Genomic DNA, 15,358 nt, shown 5'->3' with positions numbered 1-15,358 from the left:
AAAATAAAAGAAGGGGAAAAGCCAAATGAATGAAAGAGATAGGCAGCTCATTATGGCGCTGCCTAGAAACATTAAAATATTTTTATCATCAACCTTTGATGACCTTACTGAAGAAAGAATAATCCTTAAAAATGAGGTGTTTCCAAGTATTCAAAAGAAGTTTAGAGAGATAGGTGTCAATATCAGCGTGATCGACCTAAGGTGGGGCGTTTACAATGAAGATCAAAATCCTGAATATCTCATTGCCACATGCCTAAAAGAGGTCAATGCCGCCCAGCCCTACTTTATAGGTCTTTTAGGGCGGTCTTATGGGACAATTCCTCAAAAGACGTCGGCTGAAAATTTTGAACCACAACTGACATTAAGAGAAAATTACCAGTTTTATAATGAGTACCAAGCTATTTTGGAAGCATACTTTGAAAAAAATATCAGCATTACGGAAATGGAAATCAGATTTGGTGTTTTAGATCGGGACTGGGTCAATCAACAGATGGGTCAAACTGATGAAAAACCACTGGTGACAAAATTTTATTTTGGGGATGGCACGAGGGAAGCCTATAAGTTTAGAGCCAATGAAAAATCAAAGGATCATATCCCTACAACAGAAAAAATAGAAAAGCTGAATAGCCTAAAAAATGAAATTAAAGATAAAGGCTACTATGGAGGTGACTTTGAAGACAAAGGGTCCCTTGCAACAATGGTACTAAATGACCTAACAAGGCTAATTAGTGAAGATTTGATTCATGACTTACATAAAAAAGGTTTTACCGAGATCAAAAGGTTTGACGATCTCAAACTCAACGACGAACAAAAGCAATACATGAACTATCATATTTTTGAAAAAGCCAAGACCACTTACTATGTCAAAAGACCTGAAGATAACAGCATAAAAAAATATGTTACGAGTTCAGAAGCACAAAACAAGCCATTAATCATCCACGGGGCATCTGGTGTAGGCAAAAGTGCCCTGCTCAGCAGGGCTGCACAAGGCATCATAGCACATAATGAGGAAAAGAAAACCTATCAGCTTATACGCTGCTATGTGGGAAGTGACAACAACATTAGTAGTATAGAGAGCGTCATTAGGTTCATCGCAGAAGAAGTCAACCGCCTAAATCAGATAGAAGGTCAGGTAGAGCTAGATAAAGAACAATTAAGAACGTCCCTGTCTGAATGGCTTGCTAAACTGAAAAGCCCTACCATTATCATTTTAGATGGCGTAAATCAAATATCAATGGCGAATGACAATCAGTGGGACCATTTTTTCAACTACCTACCCTATGTGCTCAAAGAGGATGTCAAACTCATCATTAGTACCACAACGGATTATTATGAAATGGCAAAGCTTAATCCTAATCGTGCCTTGGCAATAGAACTAAAGCCTTTTACAGAAAAGGCAAAGGGAGCATACATTAGTGCTTATCTTAATAGTAATGCAAAGAAGCTAGATCCTTTAGTGCATGACTATTTGATTTCACAAAATGGAAAACTTCAGAATACCCCCTTATTTTTGACATTGATTTTGCGGGAAATGACCATGTCTGGCCTTCCTTTAATACGTCATTCAAAACACGATGACGCTATGGAAAGCAGACGTATGGATATTGAAACGATAAAAAACCATCTACATGATGAAGTTATCGAGGATCCTTCAGACATCCACTGCATGGTACAGCTATTAAACTATTATTATACGAGTTTAGATCTGAGGGAAGTTTTTACAAAATTAATCAAGTACTATGAAACGATCTATACACCTGAGATCGTCAAAGCCATCTGTACGCTATTTGTCTATTCTAGAAATGGTCTATATGATGAAGAAATCAGAGCATTACTTGAAAAAAAATACAAGGCAATCGCATATACGCCGGTACTTTCCATGCTTGAAAACCATATGATTATAACAGAAGGCCAGTATAGGTTTTACCATAGCTATATCGTTGAGGCGATACATGAGTCCTATAAATTTGATGGCGAGTTAAGTGCAAGGCGAGAACTCCTAGAATTTTTTAGAGATAGAACTAAAGAAGAAGCCACTTCAAACAATATTTCAGAATTCTTTTATCAGGTCGTCAGCCTCAAATCTAAAGAAGACTATAGTACTCTCATTAGTAACCTGAGTACGTTTGTTATCTTATGTATGGAACATTATGATGAGTTAGAGCAAAGTATTGGGAATGTGTTTAAAGAAGAGAAGATCGATGATATTTTATCGGAGATTCTTAAAGAGATATTAGAGTTAGATCACACTAACCTTAGAGAATATTTAGTCAATAAATGCTCGAATATTTTAGGTTACTACGGTAGCTATGATAGTCAAATGAGACTTTTAAAAAACCAAAGTGACTTACATGTTAGTTTAAAAGGTGAGGACTCCTCATCCTTATGGACGACGTGGCACAATCTAGCCAACGCATTGAGCTCAAAAGGCCAATATGACGAAGCAATCACTCTGAATGAAAAAGTAGCAGAAAAACGCCTAACGGCGTATGGTGAGGATTATCCATCCTTGTGGACGACGTGGGGAAATCTAGCCAGTGCACTGAGTTTAAAAGGCCAATATGACGCAGCAATCGCCCTGTATAAAAAAGTAGCAGAAAAAGAAAAATCAACGTATGGCGAGGATTATCCAACCTTATGGACGACGTGGGGAAATCTAGCCTTATCACTGAAATCAAAAGGCCAATATGACGAAGCAATCGCCCTGTATGAAAAAGTAGCAGAAAAAGAAAAATCAACGTATGGCGAGGATTATCCATCCTTATGGACGACGTGGCACAATCTAGCAGGGGGTTTAGAATCAAAAGGCCAATATGACGAAGCGATTGCCCTGTATGAAAAAGTAGCAGAAAAACGCCTAACGGCGTATGGTGAGGACTATCCCGCCTTATGGACGACGTGGCACAATCTAGCCGTCGCTTTAGAATCAAAAGGCCAATATGACGGAGCAATCGCCCTGTATGAAAAAGTAGCAGAAAAACGCCTAACGGCGTATGGTGAGGATTATCCATCCTTATGGACGACGTGGAACAATCTAGCCGGCGCTTTAGAATCAAAAGGCCAATATGACAAAGCAATCGCCCTGTATGAAAAAGTAGCAGAAAAAGGAAAATCAACCTATGGCGAGGATTATCCATCCTTGTGGACAACATGGGATAATCTAGCAGGAGCACTGAACTCAAAAGGACAATATGATACAGCGATCTCCCTGTATGAAAAAGTAGCAGAAAAACGCCTAACGGCGTATGGCGAGGACAATCCAGAATTATGGACGACGTGGCACAATCTAGCTTTTGCACTAAAATCAAAAGGACAATATGATACAGCAATCTCCCTGTATAGAAAAGTAGCAGAAAAACGCCTAACGGCGTATGGCGAGGACTATCCATCCTTATGGACGACATGGGGAAATCTAGCAGGGGGTTTAGAATCAAAAGGCCAATATGACGAAGCGATTGCCCTGTATGAAAAAGTAGCAGAAAAACGCCTAACGGCGTATGGTGAGGACTATCCCGCCTTATGGACGACGTGGCACAATCTAGCAGGGGCTTTAGAATCAAAAGGCCAATATGATGAAGCAATCGCCCTGTACGAAAAAGTAGCAGAAAAAGATAAATCAACCTATGGCGAGGACCATCCAGATTTATGGACGACGTGGAACAATCTAGCTGGGGCACTGAGATCAAAAGGCCAATATGACTCAGCAATCGCCCTGTATGAAAAAGTAGCAGAAAAGATGTCAAAGACGTATGGCGAGGACTATCCATCTTTATGGACGACGTGGCACAATCTAGCCGGCGCACGGAGATCAAAAGGCCAATATGACGAAGCAATCGCCCTGTATGAAAAAGTAGCAGAAAAACGCCTAACGGCGTATGGTGAGGATTATCCATCCTTATGGACGACATGGAACAATCTAGCCGGCGCACGGAGATCAAAAGGCCAATATGACGAAGCAATCGCCCTGTATGAAAAAGTAGCAGAAAAACGCCTAACGGCGTATGGCGAGGATTATCCATCCTTATGGACGACGTGGCACAATCTAGCCGGCGCACTGAGATTAAAAGGCCAATATGACGAAGCGATTGCCCTGTATGAAAAAGTAACAGAAAAACGCCTAACGGCGTATGGCGAGGACTATCCATCCTTATGGACGACGTGGCACAATCTAGCGGTTTGCTACCATAATAAATCACAATATTTAAGTCAAATAGAAGATTTTTCAAACGAACTAAAACATAGGATTGAAAGTTTAAAAATTTACAAAAATCTTCTAATTAAGCAACCGGAAGAATTTCTTGAAAATTATAAAGTGCTCTTAGAATCACTCATATCAGTTGCTAAAAAAGTCGCAACTAAAGAAGAATTTGATTTCATCAAAAACGAATATGTTGCAATCTTAAATCAATACGAATAGCTTTAACCTAAAAAAGAGGTCTCTTGAAAATCTAAGAGGTCTCTTTTTGCATAAAAATCTCCCCCCTAATAAGTGACTAACTTAAATCATTTACAATTAGTATATCGAAGGTCAATCCTAAGACTAATCGTGTAAGTAGTTTTAAGAGGTTTTTAAACGTAAATCTAAATGATTTAGAAAGGGGTAGTTAGGATGAGAAGAAGGCTTATGGACATTTCACCCATATTGTTTTTTGCAAAATTCATCAAATTGGGAATATGGGTTATTCTGTTGGTTTGTGGCATCGCAGCATTTTTAATCAGCGTTTCAACAACGGTATTTGTGGTGGATAGTATTTTTCCAAATACATATATCCCATTACTTGCTGGGATTGCACTTGATTTGGCGAAGATCTCCAGTATTTTTATCGAACGATTTACAAAGCAGATGGATGGTGCGATGCAGTTTATAAGCGTCGTATGGCGCCTCTTTCTAGTTGGGATTGCAGCACTTTTTACCTGTATAACGATTTCGGGTGTGATGCTCAATCAAAATGTAGATGAGATTTTAGCTGAGAGTCAAGTACTTGCCAAAGACCAGTATGAAAATGCAGTGAAGCTTGAAAATGATAGTTATTTGGACCAATACAATCAGCTTGAGGAAGAAAAAGAAAAGGAAAGAGTTACCGGCATCGGTGAACGTTATATGCAGCTCTTGGCAGAACAAAGTGCGCTGGTTAGCGCACATAATGAAAGGCTTGATGCGCTTAACTCAGATTATGAAGCGACTCTTGATTCTTTATCCAAGGATACCTTTGAGGGAAACATACACAAAAATGTAGCCCTATTTGAAAATTTTAAAGAGACAATCAACATGAGTTTCAATGTTGAAACGACTTATTCATGGTGGGTCTTAGTATTGGTAGGGTTAATAGCGCTAGTTCTTGAATTGACTATGTACGTTCTGTTTAATCATATTGCAGGTGCCTTAGTGCCTTTTGTAATCCCACTTCAAGAGATTGCCAAAGAAGACTTGGAATACAGAATTGAAATGAAGAAAAACAGGTTAGACTTTAGACGTGCAATGGACATGATTAAGTATGACAGTGATTTAAAAATGTTTGAACAAGCGGTTGAAGCAGATGTGGTCGAGGACAAATATGAGAACTATACCCTCAAAACAGAACGCGATATGCACAAGTTCAGAGATGAAATTGAAAAGGATCTGGACAGAAATCTCATTACGGATATCGTGACAATTTTAGATGATTTTAAAAGTCGAAAACTTAAGAAAGATTCATAAGAAGTGATGTTACACCAAAGGGTGTTGATAATGAAAGGAGTATGCTATATGTCAGAAATTAGAGTGTTGGATCAAAGAGATATGTCTTCAAGAGACGCTATGGAAAACACGGTGTCAGAATCATCAAGAATTATCCAAACGCGTACGAATGATACGCAGATGTTATTACGACAATTTCGAGAAAAAAACGTCGGTATTGTATCCAAAATGCTCAACCGAAGAAAAACGCAAGTTGTCGACAATGCGGAAATCGAATTGATGGTGGATGAACTTAAGGCGCAAAACAACGAAATGCAAGTAATCCAGCAAGCAAGGGTAAAAAGCCTTCAAAAAACCATGGAGCAGCGGTTAATGCAAATGAACGCTACACTACAAGTAGAACTCACTCGAGCATTTAAACAAAATGAATCAAATGCGTTGCAGGCAATTGATGAAAAAGAGGATGAATTTCAAGTACTTATCGAAGGCTTTGAAGAGCGTATCTATACTTATAAAAATGAGTATATGAAATCGAAAGCGCTTGAATCGCTTAAGAAGAAAATTGACTACTACTATGACGGCATAGATAAATTGCTTATGGAATACTACAACCTCATTGAAAACCAAAAATACCAAGCCTTATAAAAAGGAGGCAAGTAAATGGCATCGACATTAAATGAAGGTCACCAAGAATTTAAAATACCCACTAGTGAGGTTATACTAGAAAGAATTGATGGGTGGGAATTGGAACTAAAATATTTTAGTAAAGAGGAATTGCAAACCTTTTTAAATAACTTTTATGAAGTAATCAAAGTAATATTATCTGAATTTCAGTCGCATAAACAGTACCTTGTTGTAAAAGTTGATCGAGTTAATCGCTCAAAAAGTAATTTGATTCAAAACAGGGTGTTTGATGCATTAGAAAAGGAAAATGAGATGTATCTTGAACAGGCACGAAATATGTTTGAACCTTTTCAAGAGCTAGAAACATCCAATGTTTTACCAGTTAGTATCAAGCAATACTTGTACCGTGAACAGTGGCAACTTATTGATTGGATGCAACATGAGATTGAACAGATTATGATCTCAAAGTAACAACTAAAATAGCAGTAGTTAAAGGAAGCAGTACTTTGATTACTGCTATTAGAATATTGATTGCTAGATATTTAGAATTTAGGCAATAATAAAGCAATAGAGTATACTCCCTGAACATACTAGAGGGTCCTTTTTATTAAAAACCTCCCCCTAAAGTTGGAATTGTTGTAACTAGTTATAATAATACTATCGAAGGCCATTCGTAAGATAGATTGTTGATGTTCACATGTGTGTGTTTATTATTAAGGAGGTTACTATGTTTGAAAACTTATTCAAGATAAAGTGTCATTATCATAATTTTTGTCAAGTTCAAAGTAATGATAGATATGGAAAAACTTCAACGGAAAAAAGGATTCTGATGATTACTAAATTGTTATTATTATTTGTCCTCAGTGTAATTTTTATTAACATCAACAGTTCATCTTATGCTGCAACAGTATATCCCCCAGGAAATTACATTGCTATTAGGCAATCAAATATTTATACAATGGGTAGCTATTTACCTATTCCTAGCAGTAAAACGCTCTTAAAAGATAAGTATGTCAGTATAAAAGCAATAAAATACATCTCTAGCACGCCATATGGGCAAACATACAATGACACATATATTAAAATGAATGACTTGAAATATACCTCATACAAAGATGCAACCGGTTTTTATCAGCCAATTAATGACGCACCGATTCGATCATATCCGCGCACATATGATTTAACAGGTAATAAGTACCCCATTATTGCATACACTCGTTATAATCCACTCTTTATAAGCAAAGTGATTTATGCAGATACAGGAAATCCTTTTGGGATCATCGCCAGATTTCACAATCGAAGCAATTATGTGGGGAAATATGTCTATATGGGTAATCTGAAAAAGTACACACCTTATGTGATGGGGGTTGGTTACCAAGGCTTTACTATTAAAAGTAGCTGTTATATTATCTCTGCATCAAACCTTCTTTCCAACCTAGTTGGTTATCAAATTACGCCAAGACAAGTGTACTCAAATAATGGTTATACCGTATGGTTTAATCCTACTAAAGTAATGCCTGTGACAGAAAAAAATAAATATAGCATTTCTTCTGAAGCTATTCCAAGCTCGAGTTCAAGCTTTGAACAGCGCCTCAACAATTTACTGATAAAGCACCCGGAGGGAATATTCATACGTATAGCAACAGGAACGCCACACTTCCCGGCTGGACATACACTATATGTAAATAAATTTGAATCGGGTAAGATAGAGGTGATTGATACTCATGACAATGGTGCATTCACCAATACTAAGTCATTAGTTGGATTAAAATCATGTGCATCTATAAAAGAGTTCTCTAGTTTTGAAGAAGCAATTAAAATAATAAGTTTGAACAAAGGATTATTCAGATACTATGAATGATTCTAAATAGACATTCATAAGTAACCTCTATTATTTTTAAATTCAATGACCTGTTAACTAATAACTGAACCACTGTAAAGATTATTTTGTGAGGATTAAATCAATCATAAAATGGTATACTAAACGGTTTGGAGAAGGTGTAGAGAATGATGACGACATTGCAAAGTGTTAGTTGGGTGTCTTTGGCAAATTTACGAACAATGAAAACTTTGTTGTGATGCTTACAACATCTAGAAATATTATCAAACATGAGGTAGTGGCAAATGCCTATTAAATTGTTACTACCTCAATTTATTATTTAGGCGTTTGTATGTAAAATTGCTAAATTTATGTAATAATATAAATATTGGGGAATTATAATGCGAAGTTACCACTTTGATGAATTGTACTATACAAGACAGCTTGTGAAATGTATAAAGAAAATGAATGCGATCTTAGTATAAAGTGAAATGGTACCATATTAGGAGGGCGGTTAAGATGGATAAACATAATAATCAGGACATGGGATTACATAAAGGCATATCAGTCACTATTTATATTTTTTGCTTAGCATTGATGAGTGGCATGGTTTGGTTCTATCAAATACCGTTAATGTTAAGAATGGGAAAAGATCCATTGATATTCTTTGTACTTGTGTTTGCGGCTGCTGAATATATCATTTTAATACTTGCCAAACGAATATCGATTGAAAAACGTATTTTGGTAAGCTTATGGGTTGTCACTTTTTTCATCAATATGATTGCTATTTTAACATTAGAAGTAAAGATTGCTTTTCAAGATGCTATTTACAGTGCAATGCTGCTTTTCTTAGGAGAATGGCATATTGATGAACAAATCGAAATAAACCATTTGCTGAGTGTAGGACGTTTTTTAGCACTATTTGTTGCTTCCGGTTCAATTGTCATTGTTTTATTGCATCAAAAGTTGCGCTATTTTTTAATTCGGAGCTTTTATAAAGATGTTGTGATTATTTCTGACCGACCTGAAGGCTATATTACCGATTTAGCCAAAACACTTTCAAGAAAAGCACCTTTTAATAAAAAAGTCGTTATTGGGTACACAGATATCATTGATTTTTCAAAAGTAAATCAGGACGGTGAAATTCCACATGTTTATATTAACATTTATGATGATAAACGATTGATTAAGAGTTTAGAAGCTTGTAATATCTCAAACGCAAAAACAGTTTATCTTTTATGTGATTTAACTGAAAAAAATGTCCAAATTGCTAAAATGATCTACAAAAATTATTACCGGACAAAAAGCGAAAAGCTTGCTTTTCAGATGAAAAAGGATATCCTTGAGGCACAAGTTCAATGTGAGAATAAAGATGCTGGAAATCTAAAAAAAGAGATTAAGGCAATTATCAAAAAAACTTGGGGCGCTGGAAATGGGGAGAGTAAACTGTGTTATATTCAGTATAAAACAGATGAAGAGCGAAATTTTTATTCTTATGATCCTGCATTTAATCAAATCAATCGAGAGTTTAATACCTGCTTTATTAACCCCTATGATATTTCAATCAGACAGATGATTGCCAGTAGCAAAATTGGCTCATCACTTTCAAAAATAATTTTTTGTGATGATGCAGATGTGGCAAAACATGAAAAAATTACTTTTGAGAAGTTTAAATCATCACTAGAAGATATCAATATATTAGTTGCCGGTTCGCGGCAGTTGTTGCGTAGAACATTTTTCGAAATATCAAGAATTGCGATTTACAATACTCAGTTGCCATATACAGTCTATTACTTGGATTATAATGTGTGTGACATGTCTGATGAAGCAATTCTGAATAATATCAATATTGGTATAAATCCTGAGCATTTTAAAGTAGTACCAATTAAACCCGATAAAGTTGTAACTGAGTTAGCACACATTAAACAGTTTTATATTAGCAGCACAAGTGAACCAGAAATTAGAAGGATTATCGAAAAAGCGTGTCAAACAAATATTGTTCAAAATACAGAGGAAATTTTTGTGACAACAAAAGGTAATGATTCTGAATATGGGATTCTGACCAACTATATCAACGCAATCATCACACAAGGTTCTTTGGGTAAAGAATGTAATCCAGCAGTTTATATTAGCCGCGTAACGGATCTAATAATTCAATTCGACGCCTTTTACAAACAATTCGGGCCAAAAGCAATTGATGTATTTATCAATTATATGACCAATACAAAAATCAATGCAAACCATCAGTTTGAAGTCGCGAGCCTAGACAAACTACCTGAATTGTTTAAGGATTCTTCATTAATGAGTGTGCTTCACACTGAATTTATCTATGATTTAATGGATTCGTTAGCTGATTGTGTTGATTTTAACTGTGGTACAAAGGAATGTTTAGAAAATCAATTTACAGAATATCTCTCTATTACAGAACATAACCGTTGGTTTAATGAACGTTCATTACAAGGGTACGTTTATGCTGAAATCAAGAATAGCCTATTGAATATGAACCCTTCTATGAAAAAATGGGATGATTTAGATATGGAACATCGAGAGTTGCATAAAAGATACGTAATGCCAATGCTCAGCGAAGGATTTTTGACGAGAACTAGGCAGAAATATGAAAATCACTTGATTAAATGCATCAAATCAGTTTCATATGAACATGCAGGTTTAAAAAAATAGCTCTCCCCAAAAAAATATTATGATTAACAATAGTACACTTTCAATATAGAGGAAAAGGACCTATACAAATGAAAACATTTGAAAAAATGAAAGAAATATATAATCTCAACCAAATACTAAACAAAGTTAATCCAGAGGATGAACTACGAGACCCCAATTCTAGAGAAATGGTTTTTTTCTTATCCTCAACTTTTGAGGACTTAGAAGCAGAGCGCAACGCCATCAAGGAAGGGATATTGAGTGTAGAGACATTTGCTGAAAAAAGAGGTGTAACGTTAAATGTGGTAGATCTAAGATTAGGTGTCAATGCAGATTTTGACCAAGAGGGAAACCAAATCAAAAATGGTAAGGTGATTAAAGCCTGCTTAGAATCCATCGAAACATGTGCACCATATTTTATAGGTCTTTTGGGAAATAGATATGGTTGGTGCCCAACAGAAGAGGATCTATCAGCAATTGATGAAAATACATTCAGTCCTTTCCATAAAGCAATTGTTCAAAAGTCTATCTCTGAAAGGAAATCAATTACTGAAATAGAATTCATGTTGGGCGTTGATAAAAGATTAAATCCCCATGTGCTCTTTTACCTAACGGACGACCAGCGATATCCTGTAGATCTTGAAACATTTCGCTATGAATTATTAGAACGTACAATTGATCAGCCATTATCACAACAAGAAATCGAGCAAAAATATAAAAATTATTTAGAGTCCCCACAGCAGAAAGTATTGCAAGAGAGCCTAAGAAATAAAATACATAAAAAATATGAGGCATGCTGTCGTGTTTTTAAAGATACTGAAGCACTAAAAAATCAATTGATTGATGACATTAAAAAAATGATTGAAGAGAAATATCCTCATGAGCTAGACCTTTTAGAGTGCCATAAAATAATGACACAGGGTTATCTAAGTAAACAATTAAAATCTTACATACCCCGAAGAGCGCTCGAAATGCAGTTAAATGAATTCTATGAGTCCGTTAAGTCATACGCCATAGCGATAGGAGCGTCTGGTATGGGTAAAAGCTCAGTGCTTGCAAAGTGGCATTACGACCTGCTGAATTCAGATGAAGTAGACGTATTAGGATACTACGTTGAGAAAAATGCTTCTGCTAATCTCGAAAAATATATCACCAAGATTCTAATAGACTTACAGCATCGGTACATTAGATTTTCAAGTGAAAAAATACCTTATGAGCGCGCTGAGTTAATTGGAACTTTTAAAAATTGGCTTAGTCGCCTTGAAGGCGGTGATATGGACCTAGTACTGATTTTAGATGGTATTAATCAGCTGGATGATACTAATTTTAATTGGCTGCCTGAACGACTCCCAAGTAACGTTCAAATCATCATCAGTATTGCTTCTGATAACAATGATAAGATGGACAAACTACAAAGACTCATGATCGGAGAGCAAAGCCTAATTATTGATGTTTATCCTATGACGCTAGAGGAGCAGGAAGCACTGATCAAAGAAACGTTTATGAAAAAATATGGTAAACCACATATACGAGAGGAAATGTTATCAAGCGTTTTAAGTGTTGATAATCAGTTAAAATCAAATCCACTATTTTTATCTTATTTATTGCATGAACTCGTTACTTACTCAAAACATGACAATTTGATGTCTGTGATTAATGACTACACAAAAGATTCAAAGGGCTCTACGGTTATAAATATTGAAGATTTTATGATTGCTGTTTTTAACAAGCGCATTGAAATTTATGGAAAGCAGCTGATTCAGATTGTGATCGGTCTTATATATGTTTCAGAATATGGTATTACAATGGTAGAATTGATGAGTATATTAAAACAACAATTCAACATTACACTAGATGTTATAGATATGGATCTTCTATTAGGCTCAATAAGACATTTTATGATTGAGGACAATGGGAGATACAAGTGGCGCCATGCCTATACCCTAAGAACGATTGAAACAATACTATCAGAAAAAGAAATTAATAACCTTAAAAGACAGATTATCTTATTTTTTATCGATCAACCAAAAACTAATAGGAGTGTGAAGGAAGTAATTTATCAGTATAATACTCTAAAAGATGATTTAGGTCTAAAGTCACTTCTATCAAGGGCAGATGTTTTTAATGTTTCTTGCAAGGAGCAGTATTATGAGATGAGCCTTGGGTTGATGATGAAAAAAAACCGTTGGGATAAAGACATATTGAGGGCGCTTTCTGAACAAGAAAATGTAACGGATGTAGTAAGAGTAATTAGGTATATGAATCAATTTGGCTTGTTAAATGAGGCTTCTGATTTATCAAAAACTTATGAGGAGCTATGTGCAAAAAATTATGGAGATCAAAGTAAAGAAGATTTAGTAGCTTTATCAGCAGAAGCGTATGTTTTTGAAAAAAAAGGCCAATATGACGAAGCGATTGCCCTGTATGAAAAAGTAGCAGAAAAAGAAAAATCAACTTATGGCGAGGATTATCCATCCTTATGGACGACGTGGCACAATCTAGCGGTTTGTCACCATAGTAATTCACAATATTTAAGTCAATCAGAAGACTTTTCAAACGAACTAAAACATAGGCTCGAAAGCTTAAAAATTTATAAAAATCTATTAATTAAGCAACCAGAAAAGTTTCTTAAAAACTACAAATTTCTCTTAGAATTACTCATATCAGTCGCTGAAAAAGTCGCAACTAAAGCTGAATTTGATTTCATCGAAAACGAATACGTCGCAATCTTAAATGAATACGAATAGCTTTAGCCCAAAAGAGGTCTCTTGAAAATATAAGAGATATCTTTTACATAAATTTCTCCCCTAAAAAGAGTATTTTTATAATCTGCTATAACCAAATTGTAAAAAGAAGTTGTTCAATTTAAAAGTGTTTAGCATGTGAAGCTATAAAAAGAGGAAGTCATGAAAAGAGTGTTTTTATTGTTTTGTTTGATTACTATTCTCGGCGGTGACATGTCGTTTGCAGGTACAACGATTGGTATGAAGGTCAAGAACGACTACGCCGGTGGTTATTTTATCATTGAAGATGAACTAGACCTTGATGGAGAGCTGTCAGTAAAAGAAAATACTATTGGGTTGCAATTTTAAATCAAGACACAGGCGAGAAAATAGAGTTTAAGGATTTAAGACGGTCGCGCCTCTATATTGATGAAAAAGATTTAAGTGGGACAGGAAATTATAAAATTTGGATTTCGGCATGGAAAGATGCCTGTTATTCAGAATTGATTTCTCAGGAAACAAAGTATTTTAAAATTGCTATAGAAGGCGAGTCGGAAGAGAATACGCTATGTGAATATAACTACGATATTCTAAAAGGGTTAGATAATGATGGACATGTTGAGACCTTTTTAGAAAAAGGGTTTGGAGCGCATTATTATTTGCAGGCATTGGCGTCATACAAATATACGGAGCTATTTACATCAGTTGATTTAAGTCGAGTAAAACTTAATCAAGAAGAACGCAATGCCTTTATTTCAGTGGGTGTATTAGGTACTTATGGTGGTATCGATATGGGACTTGGTAATAAAGGGAATGGCTGGCAACCCATGTACTACAGCAATAGCGATCAGGCACTCCATTGGTCTAGTGAAACCTACCCAGATGCCGAGGATGTAAAAATCACTTTAGCGGTTAAGCCTCAAAGTGACGGCAGTGTTGATGTTGTGGGTTGGTATCAGTTCCTAGATGATCGTGGTGAAGAGATCGGAACTGAAACCTTAACCTACAATACAGATGACATGTTCTCTGTTAAAGATGGCTATGCATGGTGTAGATTTTATCGATTTGTTTCTCTAGTGCCAAGAATTGATGGCAATGACTATACAGATGGCTCGTATTTGAAAAATGTTACGTTTGAATCTTCCCAGCTTTACAATGCGTATACTAAAACCTATGAACCATGGGGATATGCATCTAAAACAACGGCATACTGTTGGTTAGTGGAAGAAGATAATATTGATTTAAGTTTTTCAAGGTTAACTGACAAAGTGAGCATAGAACATTTGAAGTAGCGACAGATTAGTAAGAAATTAACATTCTTTCTAAAAATATTTAGAAAATTCAGATATAACATATGTATCGTATGATGCATATGTTATAATTTTTTGTATATGGTTAAAATATGTTTAATTGGGGGCGCAATGGAAAGTAGGGGGATGCCAGTACTTGTACATGTGGCAAATTATTCTGAAGAGAAGAAAAACACTTTAATTGCATTGTTATCTAAGGTTCGGGATGAACTTCCAAACACAACATTATTAATAGACAATGCATTAATTATTGATGATCAAATGGAAGCATTAAAGATTATACAAGTTGACAATCTACATAACCACGTGACAGAGCCAGATATCATGATAGACCCTGAAAGTGAAATATTTTCGATAAGTGAATATGTCAAATACATAGATAATTAATACGGAGAGGATAAATATGATTTTTGTAAGCCATTCAAGTGATTATTTCGCTGTCAGGGCAGCATCAATCCGCATTTGAGCATCACCGTTTCACCGATGAGCATCGTCTACGAGTTATAAGTCCGTTCGCGAAATAGCATCACAAATACGTACAATAGCA

10 protein-coding genes are annotated in these 15,358 nt (G+C 35.7%); all 10 read left to right on the top strand.

The annotated features are described in order from the left end of the window. Positions 1–25 precede the first annotated feature (25 nt). The 10 genes from KHM83_RS16470 (at position 26) to KHM83_RS16425 (ending at position 15,198) form a co-directional block, all read left to right on the top strand. Positions 26–4,417: a tetratricopeptide repeat protein gene (locus tag KHM83_RS16470; protein WP_213238146.1), complete on the top strand. Its 4,392-nt coding sequence runs from the start codon at positions 26–28 to the stop codon at positions 4,415–4,417. A 192-nt stretch (positions 4,418–4,609) separates the two neighbouring features. Next, positions 4,610–5,698, top strand: a complete 1,089-nt coding sequence (locus KHM83_RS16465; protein ID WP_213238145.1) for a hypothetical protein — start codon at positions 4,610–4,612, stop codon at positions 5,696–5,698. 48 nt (positions 5,699–5,746) lie between these two features. Continuing rightward, positions 5,747–6,322 (top strand): hypothetical protein, encoded by a 576-nt coding sequence (locus tag KHM83_RS16460; RefSeq protein WP_213238144.1) that lies wholly within the window; start codon positions 5,747–5,749, stop codon positions 6,320–6,322. Positions 6,323–6,337: 15 nt separating this feature from the next. Next, positions 6,338–6,772 (top strand): hypothetical protein, encoded by a 435-nt coding sequence (locus KHM83_RS16455; protein ID WP_213238143.1) that lies wholly within the window; start codon positions 6,338–6,340, stop codon positions 6,770–6,772. Positions 6,773–7,028: 256 nt separating this feature from the next. Next, positions 7,029–8,162 (top strand): hypothetical protein, encoded by a 1,134-nt coding sequence (locus KHM83_RS16450; protein WP_213238142.1) that lies wholly within the window; start codon positions 7,029–7,031, stop codon positions 8,160–8,162. Between the two features lie 477 nt (positions 8,163–8,639). Next, the gene (locus tag KHM83_RS16445; protein ID WP_213238141.1) at positions 8,640–10,799 is read left to right on the top strand and encodes a hypothetical protein; all 2,160 of its coding nucleotides are present in this window, start codon (positions 8,640–8,642) and stop codon (positions 10,797–10,799) included. A gap of 68 nt (positions 10,800–10,867) precedes the next feature. Continuing rightward, the gene (locus KHM83_RS16440) at positions 10,868–13,525 is read left to right on the top strand and encodes a DUF4062 domain-containing protein (RefSeq protein WP_213238140.1); all 2,658 of its coding nucleotides are present in this window, start codon (positions 10,868–10,870) and stop codon (positions 13,523–13,525) included. Positions 13,526–13,684: 159 nt separating this feature from the next. Next, a complete protein-coding gene (locus KHM83_RS16435) occupies positions 13,685–13,870 on the top strand; it encodes a hypothetical protein (protein WP_213238139.1) in 186 nt (61 codons plus the stop codon). A gap of 134 nt (positions 13,871–14,004) precedes the next feature. Further along, positions 14,005–14,793 carry a hypothetical protein gene (locus tag KHM83_RS16430; protein ID WP_213238138.1) on the top strand — a complete coding sequence of 263 codons (789 nt, stop codon included), beginning with the start codon at positions 14,005–14,007 and terminating at the stop codon, positions 14,791–14,793. A gap of 129 nt (positions 14,794–14,922) precedes the next feature. Then, on the top strand, positions 14,923–15,198 hold the full coding sequence (locus tag KHM83_RS16425; RefSeq protein WP_213238137.1) for a hypothetical protein: 276 nt from the start codon (positions 14,923–14,925) through the stop codon (positions 15,196–15,198). Positions 15,199–15,358 lie beyond the last annotated feature (160 nt).

It is taken from the genome of Fusibacter paucivorans (assembly GCF_018390735.1).
GTDB classification, from domain to species: domain Bacteria; phylum Bacillota; class Clostridia; order Peptostreptococcales; family Acidaminobacteraceae; genus Fusibacter; species Fusibacter paucivorans.
This window is presented reverse-complemented; position numbering and strand designations above follow the sequence as displayed.